We start from the raw sequence: 17,025 nt of genomic DNA, 5'->3' as shown, positions 1-17,025 counted from the left end.
AACTTAACTTACTAATTTTTTATCTTCAATCCACTTATTAAAATCTTCTTTACTCACTGCTTCAACAACAATTGGCATAAATCCATGACCTTGACCACATAGTTCATAACATTGCCCATAATAAATACCGGGCTTTGTAACGTTAAACCATGCTTCATTCAGCCTACCTGGTATTGCATCAATTTTTATACCAAAAGCCGGTATTCCCCAGCTATGTATTACATCTCCTGCTGTCACTTGTAAACGAATATTAGTATTGATAGGTAAAATAACGTTATTATCAACAGAGAATAGTTTTAAATCTCTTTCGGTAAAGTCTTCTTTTCCTTTTATATAGCTGTCAAATGAAATACCTTGATATTCTGGGTACTGGTAACTCCAATACCATTGATGACCAATAACTTTTAGTGTTATGTCAGCTTTTGGCACTTTCTCCTGTAGTTTAATTAATTCAGCATTTTTAAAAGCCAATACCCCAACAATAATCGTTGGTATAACAAACCAGATAATTTCTACAAAGATATTATGAGTTATTTTACTGACATTTTTCACTTTGCCCTTACGAAAGCGAAATACTACATAAGCAAGCAGGGCCCATACAAAAAGCATAATTGCAATCATTACACTCATCACAAACGAATGTAACTTAACTACAGCCTCCATCATCTCAGTTGCAGGCGCAGGAAATCCAAATTGCCAAGAAGTAGGAGCAGAAGCAATTGATATGTTTGAGTAAAACATTATCAATAATGCAAATAACTTCACCATATTTTTTGTTGTAAAACTAACTGTATAATAATATATATACACTTACTATGCAAACAGAGATTATAGAATGTACACAAGTGTTTTGCTAAATATTGAATCAAAAGTAAATGATGATTAATGTTTTTTTAGCATTTAATAAATATACTAATACGATACTAACTTGAGGAAAAAGCATCTACATGAATCTATTTTAAGTTAAAATATTACAATATTTTAAGTTAAGTATTTACTTTAAGGAAGTTCTATAATAAGTTTAATAGTGTCTGTTATTGCTAATAACCCTCTAGCCTCACACCTAAAAGCAGTAACAGACACTATTAAACTTTAGGTAAGTTTGCCTATTTATAATTCATTGAGGTAAAAATCTTACTAATTCCTTTAATTCTATTATACAGCTGAGTTTACTAATTAACCTTTAATGTTTACGTTAGCATTTGCATCTTAAATCAAAGATTTACATATTATAGAAAATAATTATAAAATAATACACTACTTGTGTGTAAATTTTTTTGCATATCAAACTCTGTAAACAAATTTTTTAGAAAAGCAAAATAAATTATCTCTCTATGAAAGATCTATCGAATGTTGCAATTATAGGTGTAAACAAGAACGATAAAAGAGTGCGGGATTGAGTAACTATATATACTTCTGCTGGCATACCAGGATATAGGTATACGTTTTTAAATTGAGCAAGTTCTGATTTTGGTATCACCACTCGCACTGAATAATAACGCCCCATCCTTGGATCATCAAGAGCATCAGGGGAAATATGGTTTACTATACCGTTAATTAAACTTAAGCGACGTGCACTATAAGCGCTCAGCCTTACTTTAACTTTTAGCCCTTCTAGTCCGTCGACAGAGACTATATTGCTATCTTTCTTTTTTGCTGACAGTATCTCTTCTATGTTTCTGGTTAGAACTTTAGCATCTATTATTAGATCATCATCTGATGGTACTATACTCATGATTGGAACTCCAGATTGTATAACACCACCTTCAGTGTGGTATCTTATATCTGTAACTATACCATCTTGAGGTGATTTAATTATTGTACGTGCTAACGAATCTTCAGCAACCATCAGCCTCTCTTTTAAGTCTGCAATAGATGTATTGACTTCCTTAAGCTCAGCATTTGCTCTTTCTTGAGCATCATTCTTCACATTTATAATCTCTAACTCATTTTCTCCAATCTTTTGCTGTACTTGAGATATTGCAGAACGGTAATGTCCAACTCTACCCTCAATTTCAGCAAACTGTTTTTCTAAAGCTAAAATGTGTGGTTTGCTTATATGGCCACTATCAAGTAATTGTCTTTTTGTTTCTAACTCCTCAGTTATCAAGTCATATTGCTTATGGGCTGCATTTAGTTGAAAATTTAGCCCTGCTAATTCAGCATTTAACTGCTTTATACGTTGTTGCAGTATGTCAGTTTTTCCTAATATACTCTTTCTCTGAGAGTTGAACAACTTTACCTGATTCTTTATCGCTTTATTTACAAGTTCATCGTTAGATAATCTTTTAACCTCATCAGAAAATTCTAGCGTATCTAAGTCTCCCCTAATTGCAATAAGTCTTGCTTCAGTTGCCAAAAGTGATAAGAGTTTTTCTTTAATTATACTCAAATTTGCCTTTTCGTTAACATCACTTAATAAAACTAAAGGCTCATCTTTTTTAACTGTTTGACCTTCTTTTACTAAAATTTTGCTTATTATTCCCCCACCCAAGTGTTGCACTATTTTTCTATTTGAAGAGACAATAACTTCTCCACTTGCATGCACTGCTCCGTCAATTGGAGCTATAGCCGACCAAATACCACCTATTCCAAAAAAGATGAATATCACGACTAAACCAAAAAATAGTGGTCCCCATGTGACTTTTAGGACTTCATTTGCGTTATTACTCTCACGTTTAAAAATAAAATTTATCATCGCATCAATCCATGCGAACGTCTTATCCAAAAATTGATATTTCTTCTTTCTATTTCCTGCCCTTTGCATATCTATATCATCACTACCAATCAGGCCTGTCAAAGAAAGTCCAGCACTAAGCTTTTTTAACTTACTCATTATAATACTACTGCGAATTCTTGTTAATCAGGATAACACACAAAAACAAAGAATCTATATCTTAAGTACTCTACTTAGACTATGGAACATCAGAATAAACTATTTAGTAACAATTCTTATACTCTATTGAATGGTTCAGCATTAGGCTAGAAAATCAAAAAGGTTTTACAATAACCATAATAACTATAATTATTATTAACACTGTTACTGCTTCGTTTAAAACACGAAAATAAACGTGAGTTTTCTTATTCAAGCCCACTACAAAATTTTTCCTATGCTTTGCAAGTAGGAAATGAATAGCAAACATTAAGAATAATGCTAGCGCTTTTACATGAAACCACCCTTCGTAATATGGTTCCCTAATAATCATTAGCATAATTCCAAAACTAAGGGAGAAAAGCATTGCAGGGTTTATGATATATCTAAGGAGTCTCTTCTCCATTATTTGAAGTAAGCTGTCATTTTCTGACCCTGGTTTTACAGATGCATGGTAAACATAAAGCCTTGGCAAATAGAGCATACCTGCCACCCACATAATTACAGAGATAACGTGAAAAGCTTCAAACCAGTGATAGTAGTCCATATAGATAGTATTATAAAATGTTAAAAATTTCTGGTATGATCTCAATTTAATAAAAGAAAGTCAATATGAAAGCAGAAAATTTCACTAAAGAACAGGTGATTGGATTCTACAGAAAAATGCTTCTCATACGCAGATTTGAGGAAAAAGCAGGACAATTATACGGAATGGGATTAATAGGCGGATTCTGTCACTTATCAATAGGGCAAGAAGCAGTTGCAGTTGGGACTCAAGCTGCATCAAAATCTGGTGATGCTTTTATCACAAGCTATAGAGACCATGGCTTAATGCTTGCATGTAATTCTGATCCGAATGTTGTGATGGCAGAACTAACCGGCAAAGAAACAGGGTGTTCAAAAGGCAAAGGTGGCTCCATGCACATATTTGATGTTGAAAAAAATTTCTTTGGTGGACATGGAATAGTAGGTGCACAAGTCCCAATTGGCACAGGAATAGCATTTGCTAATAAATACAAGAAAAAAGATAACGTTGTATTCACATATTTTGGTGACGGTGCTGCAAATCAAGGACAAGTATATGAATCATTTAATATAGCATCTTTGTGGAAGTTACCTGTGGTTTATATCATAGAAAATAACGAATACGCAATGGGAACTTCTGTACAAAGATCAACTTTAGTAACTGAACTATATAAAAGAGGAGAGAGTTTTGGTATTCCTGGAAAACAAGTTGATGGAATGGATTTTTTCTCTGTCTATGAGTTAACAAGTGAAATAGCTGAGCACGTACGTGGGGGAAAAGGACCTATCTTGCTTGAAATGAAGACATATCGATATCGTGGACATTCAATGTCAGATCCTGCTACTTATCGCTCAAAAGAAGAAGTTGAAGATATGAAGCAAAATCATGATCCTATAAGCACCCTAAAGCAGTATATAACAGACAATAAAATCGCTTCTGATGAAGAATGCAAAGCTATTGATAAGGAAATACGAGATTTAGTAAAAAAGTCAGAAGATTTTGCTAAAAATAGTAAAGAGCCAGGCATTGATGAACTATATACTGATGTTTATAAATTTGTTAGCTAATCAGTTGCCATCAAAATTATGTTTTGGCCTACTATAGATATTTTTTGGCAGCACTTAACTTTATTATATAACAGCCTAGTCAATAGAAACTGTAGTAACTCTTATATTATTGATATACACCGCTCTTGGATCATAGGTTAAATGAGTTTTATTTGACTTTTTGTGCTAGTTTGCAGAATATAAAGTTATTAATTGAATAAAATACATGACAAAAGAAAACTGGGAGACAGTAATTGGACTTGAGGTACACGCTCAGGTTTCTTCTAAGACAAAGCTATTTTCTAGTTCACTAACGGAATTTGGCACTGAGCACAATACTCAAGTTTCTCTAGTTGATGCAGCAATGCCAGGCACACTACCAGTATTAAATTATAGCTGCATAGAGCAAGCAATATGCACCGGACTTGCAATTTCTGCAGAAATTAATAAATGCTCTTACTTTGACCGGAAAAATTATTTTTATCCCGATTTACCACAAGGTTATCAAATAACCCAGTTCTTTGAGCCAATAGTTAAAAATGGCAAAGTTTTTATCAATAATAATGAAAAAGAAATAAGAATCGCAAGAATTCACTTAGAGCAAGATGCAGGAAAGAGTATTCATGAAGAAAGCAAAACTTACATAGATTTAAATCGTGCAGGTGTTGCTTTAATGGAAATTGTTTCAGAGCCAGATCTTCGTTCATCTGCAGAAGCTGCAGAATTCATGAAAAAATTGAGGCAGATTTTGCGTTACATCGGTTCATGTGATGGTGATATGGAAAAGGGGTCACTTCGCTGTGATGCAAATGTTTCTGTTCGCCCAAAGGGCAGTAGCACATTTGGCACTCGTTGTGAAATAAAAAACTTAAATTCAATACGTTATATTGTACAAGCTATAGATTATGAAGCACAAAGGCAGATCAAAATTTTGGAAAGCGGAGGAGAAATAAGTCAAGATACCTTATTGTTTGATGTCACTTTAGGAAAAACAAAAGTGATGAGAAGCAAAGAAGATTCAAGTGACTATAGATATTTCCCTGAACCTGATTTGCTACCTGTTGAAATAAGCCAAGACAAAATTGATTCTATTAAATCATCTTTACCCGAGTTGCCAGATCAAAAAAAACTTCGATACATAGCGGAATTAGGTATCAATGAATATGATGCAGACGTTATCACTTCTGATAAAGAAATTGCCGATTATTTTGAAAAATTAGCAAAAAAGCATGATTCAAAGATTGCAGTTACCTGGTTAACCGTCGAGCTTTTCGGTCGTTTAAATAAAACAAATATTGATATTGTTAGCTCTCCAATTAAAGCAGATGCTTTATCCGAGCTCCTCGACTTTATCGTCGATGGAACGATCTCTGCTAAACTTGGTAAACAAGTTTTTGATATTATGTTTGAAACTGGAAAGCCTGCATCCCTTATTATAGAAGAGCAGAATCTCAAGCAAATAACTGACACATGTCAAATCTCAGAGGTAATAGATAAAATCATCAATGACAACCAAGATAAAGTTCAAGAATATAAGGGTGGTAAAACAAGATTGTATGGGTTCTTTGTTGGTGAAGTCATGAAATCCACCAAAGGAAAAGCCAGCCCTGATGTCGTAAACTTGGTTTTGAGTGAAAAATTAAAATTGAGTGCCTAGGTGTACGGTCCCAGATCTTTTGCTATTTGCTTGACTTGTTTCTTTACATAGCTTCTAATTTAAATTCTGCTGTCTATTCTCTTTCATTCATAACCTTTTGCAAAACGTTTTTGCTTTCTTCTCTGCTGGTCACTATTGCTTATATAAAGCAAGTACAGTACTGAATGATGTTGCAAGCACTCAGTTCGGCAATACTATCGATTTAAGACGAAGTTAAGATTTCGATTTTTTATTCAAACTTTTCTGAAAGTTTTTATACATATTGAAGACATCTTGATAATTTAGGTGAGTGTAAACTTGAGTAGTTTCAAGGCTTGAGTGGCCAAGCAGCTGTTGTATTGATCTTATGTCAATATTTTCCTGAAGCAAATGAGTAGCAAAACTATGGCGAAATGCATGTGGAGATAAAATTTCTGGTAAGTTTAAAAATCTTCTTATTTTTTGCAAACGATTAGCAACATAAGTTCTTCCCAATTTTTTTCCTCTTACCCCCACAAAAAGATGTCCCGCTTCGTCAAAGTGGGGACAAGCTTTTATATATTTTTGTATACACTTTTTTACTACTGGAAGAATAAATACCTGCCTTTGTTTATCTCCCTTACCTGTTACTATTAAACTTTCATTGCTAATATCACTAACCTTAAGATTCAGTGCTTCAGTGATTCTTAAGCCCGTACCATATAGCAGAACGACAATTGCAATTTCTCTTTTTACCACCCAAGGCTCGCCTAGATCAGGCAATTTCATTTCTTTCAATAGAGTTTCTATGTTAGATATTGAAAGTGCTTTAGGTAGAGTTCTTCTCTGAATTGGCCTTGATAAAAAAAATACCGCTTCATTATTTATTTCATAATTGTTTTTTATATATTTGAAAAAATTTCTGATTACTGACAATGCGCGAGTGTTAGATCTCGCATTTACACCTCTTGCATAACGAGAGGTAAACCAACTTCTCAGTTCAGGTATGCTTAATTTTTCTAAAGAGCCAACATTTACTTCTTCACCAATGTGAGTATTTAGGAAATTTATAAGATCTTTGAGGTCCCTCATGTATGACTCCAAAGTGTTTGGTGAGTAAGACCTGTTGTACTTTAGCCAATCATACCATTTTTCAATGATTGAACCGAGGTCCACAGTTACTTTTTAAAGAAAGCATCGATGCACGCATCCCTAAAGGCTTCATTTATATCAGGATGAGAGTGACAAATTCTGTATATATCCTCTGCTGCTGCACCATATGCCATTGCAACCGCTGCTTCATTGATTAGCGTATCAGCGTATGCTCCTATGATATGTACACCGAGTATTGTATCTGCTTGGCTACAAGTCAGAACTTTCACGAATCCCTCAGCATCGTCAGTGACTTTTGCTCTACCGTTTGCAGCAAATTGACATTTACCAACTTTATACTTTCGACCAGCACTTTTTAGTTCTTCTTCAGTTTTACCGATTGAAGAAACTGCAGGGTGGGTGTAAATGACTGACGGTATGATTTCATAATCAACGTGAGGCAATTGCCTTGCTAGTATCTCTGCAACTGCCACCCCTTCTTCCTCAGCTTTGTGAGCAAGCATTGCTCCGCCAATCACATCACCAATAGCAAATATTCCTTTTACGTTGGTTTCATAACTATTGTTGACTTTAATAAAGCCACGACTGTCTTTTTCTATTTTTTCAAGACCCTCAGAGCATGGTTTGCGTCCTGCTGCCACCAATACCTTATCCGCCTCTATAGTATTTGTTTGATTATCTTTTACAGAGCAAACTTTCACACTCAAAGAGTTACTACTTTGTTTTATTCCCTCAACTTTAGTGCTAAGTAAAAATTTTATTCCTTGTTTTTGTAGACTAGAAAGTAGAGACTTACTTAATTCTCCATCCATTGCTGCAGCGATTCTGTCAAAAAATTCTACTACAGTGACTTCAGACCCTAGCCTCCTCCATACAGAAGACATTTCAAGCCCTATTGCCCCGGCTCCGATTACGACAAGTTTTTTTGGTACTTCAGTTAAAGACAATGCACCAGTTGATGAAATAATACTTTTCTCATCGATATTAATTCCTGGCAAAGAAATAACGTCAGAACCGGTTGCAATTACTATATTTTTTGTCTTCAGCACCTTACCTTCAACTGAAACTTCAAGGTTGCCTTGATCAAAAGAAGTAATTTTTCCAAGTCCATTGATCTTAGTAATTTTGTAAAGGTTAAACAGATATTCTATGCCTTTTCCAAGTTCCTGAACTCTAGCGTCTTTATAGCCTATCATTTCTCTCAAATCGAGACTTACATCCTTAACTTTTATGCCAAGTTTTGATAGATTATTTTTCGCGCTAGCATACTGATAAGAGGAATGGAGTAATGCTTTTGATGGTATACACCCAACTCGCAAACACGTGCCACCAAAAATGCTATTTTTGTCTATACAAGCAACTTTGAGTCCAAGTTTTGCAGCAGCAATAGCGCATTTGTAACCACCTGGACCACCACCTATAATAATCAAATCATAATCAGTCATAAAAAACAAACCTATTTTCTAAAGAATAAACACCATTTCCTTCAGTCGTTATATACATCTTACCATGGGTAAATACTGGAGCATGAAACACATTACCGGGTATTTTAATTACCCTTCCTGTACTTTCAGATCCAGGAAAAGCAAATATTGAACCTTTATTACTTGTTACCCAAAGCGTATGGGCATACATAATTGGAACAAACAATTGCACATTCTCTATAAAATCAGATGTCCAAACTGTTTTTCCACTTTGTATGTCGATGCCAATTACCTTATTATCTTTAGTCACCATGAAAATTCTTCCGCCTTCTTTTTGTTTCTCTGCAGGAATAAGAGGGCTATAATATGACTCAATGTTTGATATACTTTTTACTTGTAGTGGCCTTGACCATAAAATATTTCCTGAGTTTACGTCAATGCTATAAATATAAGAGTTGCTCGTAGCTATTAAGATATTATCGTGTACTCTAGGTGTAGTAGTTACATCTGTAAGCTGTGTGTCTAAAAGATTTGTAGCTAATTTTTGGCTCCATAGTTTTTTACCTTCTTCATTAAAAGCTATTAACTCGCCATTTGAAAATGGTGCCATTATTTTATCATTAGAGACTGCTGGTGAGATGGAATATAAACCTCGAACCTCATTTATACCATTTTGATAAGCCCAAATGGGGCTGCCATCTTTTATATCAAATACATGTAGATAGTTATCAATAGTCAATACTACCAACTTATTGTTTATTACTATTGCTTTCCCTCTTGCCGGAGCTCTTAATTCTTTTTCCCATTGAATCTCCCCTGTTTTCGCATCTATTGTGTGTAGAATGTTATCCACTACAAAGAAAACATTTTCTTTGTAGCTCGATAAACTCATATTACCAATTTTTTTCCTACTTGAGAGGTATAATTTCCAATTTATAACTCTTGGGTTATCGATATCAAAGGAATATAAGGTACCGTGCTTGTCTGGTAAAATAACGCTATTTTCTGTAAGTATTGGAGCTACATATCCTTGAGATAATTTTTTATCTACTAAACTTATTCGTTCGCTTGCCATTGTATAGTTACTATACAATAACATTATCATGACAATTATTATTTTCATTATTTAGTGAAAACAAGATTTATTAATATACATACTAGAAACGTAAATCACAACGAAAATGTTCTTAATTGTGGATCAAAAGCATTAACGTAATGTCATGCCATTATGTAAAGATTCTCTTACTGTAATAATTTTTATCAAGTATTGATTAAAACACATTTCGATAGCCCAGACTAACGCTGTCAGTAATATTACCATAATATGAAATGGAAATGGACGCAGCATTTTCACGATGAAAGATATTGTTGTAATGTCATTCATTTAAACTATGCATATCAATTTGAAAAATGTACATTGTCTTATGCTATAGTACCTAAAAGTAAATGCTCAACATACAAAATAACGCTTCACTTTGCAGGCAATGGATATTCTTGGCAGTACTTGCTCTTGCTTGTTCTGGACTGCTGTCAATAATTGTTATTTTTCTACGATTGCCTTTTATTTCTTCTCTCATTCCTTCTGCACAATATATCTTTGATAATGCACTGGTGATACACGTAAATTTGTCAATTTTGGTATGGATGTGCTCTATAATATCTCTGCTCTTCATCATAAACTTAAAAAACACCAATCATTGGTTTAACTTCTCATGGATTCTCTCAATCCTTTCCATACTGCTAATGTTTATATCTGCATTTGTTCCAAATACTGAAGTTATCAAAAGTAACTATATACCTGTATTACAAAACAAATTATTTTTACTTGGACTCAGTCTTTTCATTACCAGCATATTGATAAATACAGCTCTAGCCTACATATCAAATAAACAAGACTCATATCTTTCAATCGGACAAATTGGCCTGGTCATTATACTTGTGTCATCATTTCTTTGTGTTGTTTTAGCACATAAAAATACGCCTCCAGGTCTATATCACTCAGACAAGAATTTATTTTATGAATATCTCTTTTGGGGAGGCGGACATTTACTGCAGTTTGCCTTTGCTCAAGCAATGTTTTTAGTTTATTTGATCATACTGAATGCTCGCTATATTAGTCTAAATAAAATTACCATTTTACCACTATTTATAAACACAGTTTTGACCGTAGGTGCGCCGTTTATATACTTTATTTATTCGGCGGATAGTGCTGAATTGATACAGTTTTTTACCTGGCATATGAGAATTGCTGGAGCAGTTCTGCCGTGCTTTTTAACAATATTAGTATATTGCAACATAAAAACTCTGCTCAATGATAAGGGCAATTATCTTCTCCACTCGTTTGTATTGTTCATTTATGGAGGTGTGCTTGGAGTGCTAACTATTGAAGGAAATGTCACTATCCCTGCGCATTATCACGGTTCTGTGGTTGGTATTACTATAGCTTTTATGAATTTTGTCTACTGGCTGTTACCAAAATTGGGCTGTAAAGAAATAAAAAGCTCCATAGTAAGATTACAGATTTATGCATATAGCTTGGGACATTTTCTCCACATTACTGGACTTGTTTGGCTTGGTGGATATGGTGCATTAAGAAAAGTTGCAGATCTGCCAAGTATTTCATCAATGTTGGCACGTGCTTGTTTTATTACGGGTGGAGCTATATCAGTTATTGGTGGAATGTTATTCGTAATAATTGTGATTTTACATCTTCTTAAAGGCAAGGCTCGTACCAACTAACCCACAGAAACAAAACTAAAAATTTCAGTGTAAAATTACTATATTTACTTTGTACTATGGCTCAAACAACCTGCTTCAAATTTGGAAAGGCAGTGAAATGAAAAAAACTATATCAAGCTACTGAATTCTTATTTGCTACTCCTTGTGGTTCTTGCGTTTCACTTACTTGAGAACTAGGTTTAAGTGCTAAGTATGTCAGACTAGTAGCTATGAGTGCAGGTACTACTGCTATACTAACCATTAACCATATATCTAATTTAGTTGTATGTTCAAGTGCAGTATATACTACTAACCCAACAGCAAGACCAGTACTAGCAGTAGCGATGTATGTTGCTTTTTCTTTTAGTTGTTTATTTGCTTCATTTTTGGTTTCTAATATTTTCTTTTCTTGCTGTAACTGCTGGATTTGAGTATTTAGTTTATTTTTTTCAGCTTTTAATTCTATATTTTTGTTCTGAGCTATCTCCCTTTTATGTTCTAAGGCTATGTTTAACCGTTCAGCCTGATCCTTTTTAGTTTTTAATTCTATATTTTCATTCTCTAGCTGCTCAAATTTATTTATCTTTTGTTTCATTTCACTTTTTATTTCATTTTTTAATTCATTTCTTATTTTATCTTTCAATGTAGCTATTGCATCTTCTGAGCTTTTTTTACCTTCTAATTCCAGCACGTCTTCAAGCAATTCTACTAAGTCTACTTTTGCTGGGTGAGGCACATAGTATGGATTACTTAGAATATCTATAAGCTCTTTTAAGTTATGAAAGTTAAGCATAATAAACCTCAATACTAAAAATTTATTATGTAATACATTAAAAATTATAAGGTCAAGAAGTATTTGTATCATAACAAGGCTAAATTAAATGATAGACATTAAAATTGCTGTATTTGCTCAATTGTGCTAACTTAAAGCTTAAAACTGAAAAATATTTATGTTAGAAGAAAAATACAGCTTTAGAGAAATTGAAAACAAATACAACATATTATGGGAAGGGAGTAAAGTTTATAAATGGAATGGTGAAAAGGATAATACTTTCACTATAGATACGCCTCCACCAACGATATCGGGAAAGTTACACATCGGTCACATATTTAGCTATTGCCATACGGATTTTATTGCAAGGTTTCAACGTATGCTGGGGAAAGATGTATTTTATCCAATTGGGTTTGATGATAATGGGCTTCCCACTGAAAGGTTAGTTGAGCAAACCTATAGAACCCGCGCAAAAGAAGTTGGCAGAGAAAAATTTATAGAGATGTGCCATGAGGTTATTGAGAAGTCAAAGCAAGAATTCAAGGAGTTATTTAAATCGGTCGGCATTAGTTATGATTGGAGTTTGGAATATCACACGATCAGCAAGGAAGCTGTGGCACTTTCTCAAATGTCATTTGTTGATTTATATAATAAGGGATATGCATACAGGAAAATGCAACCTATTCTTTGGGACCCAGTTGATAAAACCGCAATTGCACAAGCGGAAATAGAAGATAAAATTTTTGAGTCATCTTTAAATACAATAGTTTTTTCCACTGAAGAAAATGAGCAGATTCACATCGCAACTACACGACCTGAGTTGCTTCCAGCATGCGTTGCGGTTTTTTGTCACCCAGAGGATGAACGCTATACTCAGCTGATTGGTAAGATAGCCATAGTGCCAATGACAGGGGCAAAAGTTCCAATAATAGCTGATGATAAGGTTAAAATAGATAAAGGCACTGGGCTTGTTATGTGCTGTACATTCGGTGATGAGCTCGACATATACTGGCAGCAAAAGCATAATCTGCCGGTGACAATTATAATTGATCAGGATGGAAGGATAAACCTGCATGCAGTGTGTGATCAAAAATGGATCCCAGTGTCACGCACTGGGATGACAGGGGAGAAAGATGCCCAGTATCAAGCTACTCAGGTGACAGAGGAGACACATGCCGGTGTCATCCGAGTAGCTGACACTGGGATCCATGGACTAAAAGTTAAAGAAGCAAGAAAGAGGATCATTGAAATCCTCAGTGGAAAAGGACTTTTAATAGAAAGCACTAGCATTTCTCATTCTGTTAAATGTGCTGAAAGATCTGGTGCGCCGCTTGAAATATTACCTACTTATCAATGGTTTGTCAAGACTTTAGAGCAAAAAACTCAAGTATTAGATAAAGTGAGTAAATGTAATTGGCATCCAGAATCTATGCGTAAACGTATGGAGGTGTGGATAGAAGGGCTAAGTTGGGATTGGTGCATCTCAAGACAGCGTTACTTTGGTGTACCATTTCCAGTTTGGTATTCAAAACGTAAGGGAGAAGAAGGCAAAATCATTCTAGCTGAAGTAAAGGATTTACCTGTAGATCCACTCAAAGATTTGCCGAAAGGGTATATTAAAGAAGAAGTTACTCCAGATCAAGATGTGATGGATACTTGGGCAACAAGTGCGATCACTCCTCAATTAAGTGCACTGGCAGTAAACAGTGAGCTCGGTTTACCAAGCCATCGGTATGATAAGATATTTCCTGCAGATCTGCGCAGCCAAAGCCATGAGATAATAAGAACTTGGGCTTTTTATACGATTTTGAAGGCACATTATCATGCAGATTCACTGCCGTGGAAAAATATCATGATTAGTGGTTGGTGTTTGGCTGATGATAAAAAAAAGATGAGTAAATCAAAAGGTAATATCATCACTCCTCATGTAATGCTTGAAACCTATGGAGCTGACGTAGTACGCTATTGGGCAGCAAACTCAAGACTTGGAGTTGACACAGTCTACTCTGAAAATATCTTCAAAATTGGCAAACGACTTGTTACGAAACTTTGGAATGCTAGCAAATTTGTTTCCATGTTTATGGAAAAACATCAAGCATTGAGCATAAATTCCATCAGTGAGACGATGGATAAGTGGATATTGTCCAAATTATATAAAGTGATAGAAAAAACGACGAACAACCTATTACAGTTTGAATACTGCGAAGCTTTGAGCGCAATAGAAGAATTTTTTTGGAAAGATTTTTGTGATAATTACTTAGAGTTAGTTAAAAAACGTGCATATGGAGATGCATTGGACAGCGAGGCAAACATGAGTGCGAAACAGAGTTTGGCATATGTACTCAATATTATTTTGCGGTTATTTGCACCATTTTTGCCATACATTACAGAGGAAATATATCATCAGTTGTATAGTTATAACTCCGTTCACAATAAAAGTAATTGGCCTAACAAGGAAGAACTTACCTATGATAAGTATTCTGAGGAAATGGGAGATAATTTCGTGCAGATATTAAACCTTGTGAGAAAAATAAAAGCAGATAATAACGTATCAGTTAAGCATCTTATACAAAAGTTGATGATAAAAGCGAGTGTAAAAGAGGATGAGTTAAATTATTCTGCTCAGCATGATTTGCAGTCAGTTTGCAATGCTGAAGTGATAGAATGGGTTGAGAGTACAGAAGCAGAGCTTATAACTGAGAATGGAAAATTTACTGTAAGTTTATTGATTGATGTAACTTAGCACTCGTATTACTATACTAATTATTTAGTTGTGAGGTAATAATGATTGGTAATTCATATAATAATAAAATTGAAGAGCAAAAAGATGATTATCATGACTTCATTCAAAGGTTTTTGTTTTTGCTCGGTAAGATAAAAGAAAAGAATAAATCAATTCACACTGCTGTAGCTAGTTTTCACATATTATCTTTTTTAATAAAATACAATGCCAATTTTAATGAAGATGAAGTGTATAAAGCCGTTATCCAAGATTTCAATAATGTAAAGGAGGAGAGACTAGAGCTTCAAGATAAGGCTAAAAAAGTATTGAATGGGTATATTGAAAGTGGTGTTGAAACAGTGTCAATATATGGTAGTTGTGCAGAAGTTAAATTGGGAGCTAATAAAAACAAATTCAAAGTCAGTGAGTTTTTGAATAGTAATTTCTGTCAAGATAATGGAATTTCAGGATTTTCAACTCTGCATAGCAATGGAAAAAATGGAATGCACGGTTTTGTTTCTGAAGAAGGAATAAGGCACTATGTTGTAACTGATGGTGCATACGAAATGACTCTGAATTGGTGTGATGAGGACGGAAAAAAGTGCACTATTATAATTAATATTGATGCTAATGGTATAGAACTTATCGAGCGTAATCGTGTTACTGATGATCAATTGAAAGCAAATAAAGATGTAAAAATAGGTAACTTATTCTTGTATCAAATAAAATTTAGAAATAAGGAGAAAGGCAATCATAAATCATCTGAGATTGTGATAGAAAATAGTAATAGAAATATTAACATTCAAACAACTCAAGAAATTGAGCGTGGCAGAAAAGAAGCTCAAATAGGCAGTACTAAAATGCAAGACAAAATTGCACAAGTTGTAGATGACAGCTTAAACGAAAGAATTAATAAATTGGAAAAAGAAAATACAAGATTAACTGGAAATAATCAAACTATATTAGAACAATTACAGCAAAAAATGAGAGAGGTGGAGGAATTAAATGGAAAGGTAAGGGAAAAAGATGAAGTTTTGGCTGAAGTAACACAAAAACTCAAGCAGCTAAGTGATTCGGTAGAGAGTGAATTTGAAAGGAGAAAAGTAGAGAAGGAAAAGTTAGAGGAGAAGTTAAGGAAAGCGCAAAAAGAGATACAAAAGTTAAGTAAAGAAAAAGCTGAATTAGTGCAAGAAAAGCAAGGCTTGGAAGAATATGCTAAAATTCTAGTTGTCAAAATACAAAAACTAGTTAATCAAATAGGGCGATCAGAGCTTAAACTGGATGAATCAATAAATGAAAATAAAAGGTTAGAACAAGAATTGAATGATACTAAAAAAGATTTAGGTGATAAATATAGTGAAATCCAGAGATTAGAAAGTCAATCACATGAATTAGAATCTAAAAAAGTAACAGAATTGATGACATGTTTAGAAAAGAAAGAGAAAAAAATAGCAGAGTTAGAAGCGCAGTTGCAAAAAGAAAGTTCTGAAACTTATGATTTAATACTTAAATCATCGGATTTAGAAGAAGAAAAAAGACGATTACAAGAAAAGTTAAATGAAAAAACTCAAGAAGTGATTAAACTAACTGTAGATTTAGAAGAACTAAGTAAGCAATCGGAAGAGAAAGAAACTAAATATTTCAGTAAGATTAAAGAGTTAGAAAAAATTCTTAATAAAGAAAGAAAAAACAGTGAAGAGTTGGAAAATTATAGCATCAATCTGGAGGAAGAAAGTCAAATTCAACATGAAAAGTACAAAGAGTTACTATTTGAGAAGCATTCTATAAAAGAAGAAATTTCAGATTTGAATGATCAATCTTCATTAGTTCATCAGAATCGTGTGAGCTTAGCACAAGATTTGGCAAAAAACATGATATATTTGTTCAAAGAGAATGTAAGAGAAGGAGATAAAGTGATTATATCGCAGGAAACTGTATTAGAGATTTTGAATAGATTGGAGGAATTAATCAAGAATGTTGGAGTCAGTGATCAAGAAATAAAAGGAGTAATTGAAGAAATATCTGTACAAACTAATGATAGCCCTGCTTCTTCAAATATGAGTAATGGGGATTTATCAGCACTACCAAATAAAGAGCTGGATGAAACTTCATATTCAGAAGATTTTGGATATTCTAGTAGATGTTCTACTCCTGTCTGATGCCACCTTGCATTTTGAGTTTAGTTAGAATATCAACTAAAGTTTATCACTGGTAAAA

The 17,025-nt window shown here is 34.0% G+C and carries 13 protein-coding genes; 5 read left to right on the top strand and 8 right to left on the bottom strand.

The window, feature by feature from the left end:
* Window positions 1–3 precede the first annotated feature (3 nt).
* The 3 genes from coxB to hemJ all read right to left on the bottom strand — a co-directional run bounded on the left by coxB (window position 4) and on the right by hemJ (window position 3,419).
* The gene (coxB, locus tag OOL01_RS03410; protein ID WP_264687152.1) at window positions 4–768 is read right to left on the bottom strand and encodes a cytochrome c oxidase subunit II; all 765 of its coding nucleotides are present in this window, start codon (window positions 766–768) and stop codon (window positions 4–6) included.
* A gap of 556 nt (window positions 769–1,324) precedes the next feature.
* Complete coding sequence (locus OOL01_RS03405; protein WP_264687151.1) at window positions 1,325–2,836, bottom strand: HlyD family type I secretion periplasmic adaptor subunit; 1,512 nt, start codon at window positions 2,834–2,836, stop codon at window positions 1,325–1,327.
* Between the two features lie 154 nt (window positions 2,837–2,990).
* Window positions 2,991–3,419: a protoporphyrinogen oxidase HemJ gene (gene hemJ, locus OOL01_RS03400; protein WP_264687150.1), complete on the bottom strand. Its 429-nt coding sequence runs from the start codon at window positions 3,417–3,419 to the stop codon at window positions 2,991–2,993.
* A gap of 65 nt (window positions 3,420–3,484) precedes the next feature.
* On the opposite strand from hemJ, the gene pdhA reads away from it, so the two are divergent.
* Together pdhA and gatB are read left to right on the top strand one after the other, a co-directional pair.
* Window positions 3,485–4,465, top strand: coding sequence for a pyruvate dehydrogenase (acetyl-transferring) E1 component subunit alpha (pdhA, locus tag OOL01_RS03395; protein WP_264687149.1), 981 nt, complete (start codon window positions 3,485–3,487; stop codon window positions 4,463–4,465).
* Window positions 4,466–4,670: 205 nt separating this feature from the next.
* Window positions 4,671–6,101, top strand: a complete 1,431-nt coding sequence (gene gatB, locus OOL01_RS03390; RefSeq protein WP_264687148.1) for an Asp-tRNA(Asn)/Glu-tRNA(Gln) amidotransferase subunit GatB — start codon at window positions 4,671–4,673, stop codon at window positions 6,099–6,101.
* A 213-nt stretch (window positions 6,102–6,314) separates the two neighbouring features.
* Here gatB and OOL01_RS03385 read toward each other — a convergent pair whose 3' ends face one another.
* The 4 genes from OOL01_RS03385 to OOL01_RS03370 form a co-directional block, all read right to left on the bottom strand.
* Window positions 6,315–7,235, bottom strand: coding sequence for a tyrosine-type recombinase/integrase (locus OOL01_RS03385; protein WP_264687147.1), 921 nt, complete (start codon window positions 7,233–7,235; stop codon window positions 6,315–6,317).
* A gap of 2 nt (window positions 7,236–7,237) precedes the next feature.
* The gene (lpdA, locus tag OOL01_RS03380) at window positions 7,238–8,617 is read right to left on the bottom strand and encodes a dihydrolipoyl dehydrogenase (protein ID WP_264687146.1); all 1,380 of its coding nucleotides are present in this window, start codon (window positions 8,615–8,617) and stop codon (window positions 7,238–7,240) included.
* The gene (locus tag OOL01_RS03375; RefSeq protein WP_264687145.1) at window positions 8,610–9,719 is read right to left on the bottom strand and encodes an outer membrane protein assembly factor BamB family protein; all 1,110 of its coding nucleotides are present in this window, start codon (window positions 9,717–9,719) and stop codon (window positions 8,610–8,612) included. The genes lpdA and OOL01_RS03375 overlap by 8 nt, the downstream gene beginning before the upstream one ends.
* An 84-nt stretch (window positions 9,720–9,803) precedes the next feature.
* Window positions 9,804–9,980, bottom strand: coding sequence for a hypothetical protein (locus OOL01_RS03370; protein WP_160141980.1), 177 nt, complete (start codon window positions 9,978–9,980; stop codon window positions 9,804–9,806).
* 62 nt (window positions 9,981–10,042) lie between these two features.
* Between OOL01_RS03370 and OOL01_RS03360 the strand changes: the two genes are divergently transcribed.
* On the top strand, window positions 10,043–11,335 hold the full coding sequence (locus OOL01_RS03360) for a cbb3-type cytochrome c oxidase subunit I (RefSeq protein ID WP_458694740.1): 1,293 nt from the start codon (window positions 10,043–10,045) through the stop codon (window positions 11,333–11,335).
* Between the two features lie 112 nt (window positions 11,336–11,447).
* Here the strand turns inward: OOL01_RS03360 and OOL01_RS03355 are convergent, their stop codons facing one another.
* Window positions 11,448–12,107, bottom strand: a complete 660-nt coding sequence (locus tag OOL01_RS03355; RefSeq protein ID WP_264687144.1) for a hypothetical protein — start codon at window positions 12,105–12,107, stop codon at window positions 11,448–11,450.
* A 157-nt stretch (window positions 12,108–12,264) separates the two neighbouring features.
* On the opposite strand from OOL01_RS03355, the gene OOL01_RS03350 reads away from it, so the two are divergent.
* Window positions 12,265–14,829: a valine--tRNA ligase gene (locus OOL01_RS03350; RefSeq protein WP_264687143.1), complete on the top strand. Its 2,565-nt coding sequence runs from the start codon at window positions 12,265–12,267 to the stop codon at window positions 14,827–14,829.
* A 41-nt stretch (window positions 14,830–14,870) separates the two neighbouring features.
* Complete coding sequence (locus OOL01_RS03345) at window positions 14,871–16,967, top strand: coiled-coil domain-containing protein (RefSeq protein WP_264687142.1); 2,097 nt, start codon at window positions 14,871–14,873, stop codon at window positions 16,965–16,967.
* Window positions 16,968–17,025: the final 58 nt, after the last annotated feature.

The sequence above is a fragment of the Wolbachia endosymbiont (group B) of Rhopobota naevana genome, assembly GCF_947250615.1.
Lineage (GTDB): Bacteria > Pseudomonadota > Alphaproteobacteria > Rickettsiales > Anaplasmataceae > Wolbachia.
This window is presented reverse-complemented; position numbering and strand designations above follow the sequence as displayed.

Bases quoted from the DNA above. Each gene is read 5' to 3' on its own strand.
- coxB (WP_264687152.1), bottom strand. From the start codon at position 768: ATGGTGAAGTTATTTGCATTATTGATAATGTTTTACTCAAACATATCA.
- OOL01_RS03405 (WP_264687151.1), bottom strand. From the start codon at position 2,836: ATGAGTAAGTTAAAAAAGCTTAGTGCTGGACTTTCTTTGACAGGCCTG.
- hemJ (WP_264687150.1), bottom strand. From the start codon at position 3,419: ATGGACTACTATCACTGGTTTGAAGCTTTTCACGTTATCTCTGTAATT.
- pdhA (WP_264687149.1), top strand. From the start codon at position 3,485: ATGAAAGCAGAAAATTTCACTAAAGAACAGGTGATTGGATTCTACAGA.
- gatB (WP_264687148.1), top strand. From the start codon at position 4,671: ATGACAAAAGAAAACTGGGAGACAGTAATTGGACTTGAGGTACACGCT.
- lpdA (WP_264687146.1), bottom strand. From the start codon at position 8,617: ATGACTGATTATGATTTGATTATTATAGGTGGTGGTCCAGGTGGTTAC.
- OOL01_RS03375 (WP_264687145.1), bottom strand. From the start codon at position 9,719: ATGAAAATAATAATTGTCATGATAATGTTATTGTATAGTAACTATACA.
- OOL01_RS03370 (WP_160141980.1), bottom strand. From the start codon at position 9,980: ATGAATGACATTACAACAATATCTTTCATCGTGAAAATGCTGCGTCCA.
- OOL01_RS03360 (WP_458694740.1), top strand. From the start codon at position 10,043: ATGCTCAACATACAAAATAACGCTTCACTTTGCAGGCAATGGATATTC.
- OOL01_RS03355 (WP_264687144.1), bottom strand. From the start codon at position 12,107: ATGCTTAACTTTCATAACTTAAAAGAGCTTATAGATATTCTAAGTAAT.
- OOL01_RS03350 (WP_264687143.1), top strand. From the start codon at position 12,265: ATGTTAGAAGAAAAATACAGCTTTAGAGAAATTGAAAACAAATACAAC.
- OOL01_RS03345 (WP_264687142.1), top strand. From the start codon at position 14,871: ATGATTGGTAATTCATATAATAATAAAATTGAAGAGCAAAAAGATGAT.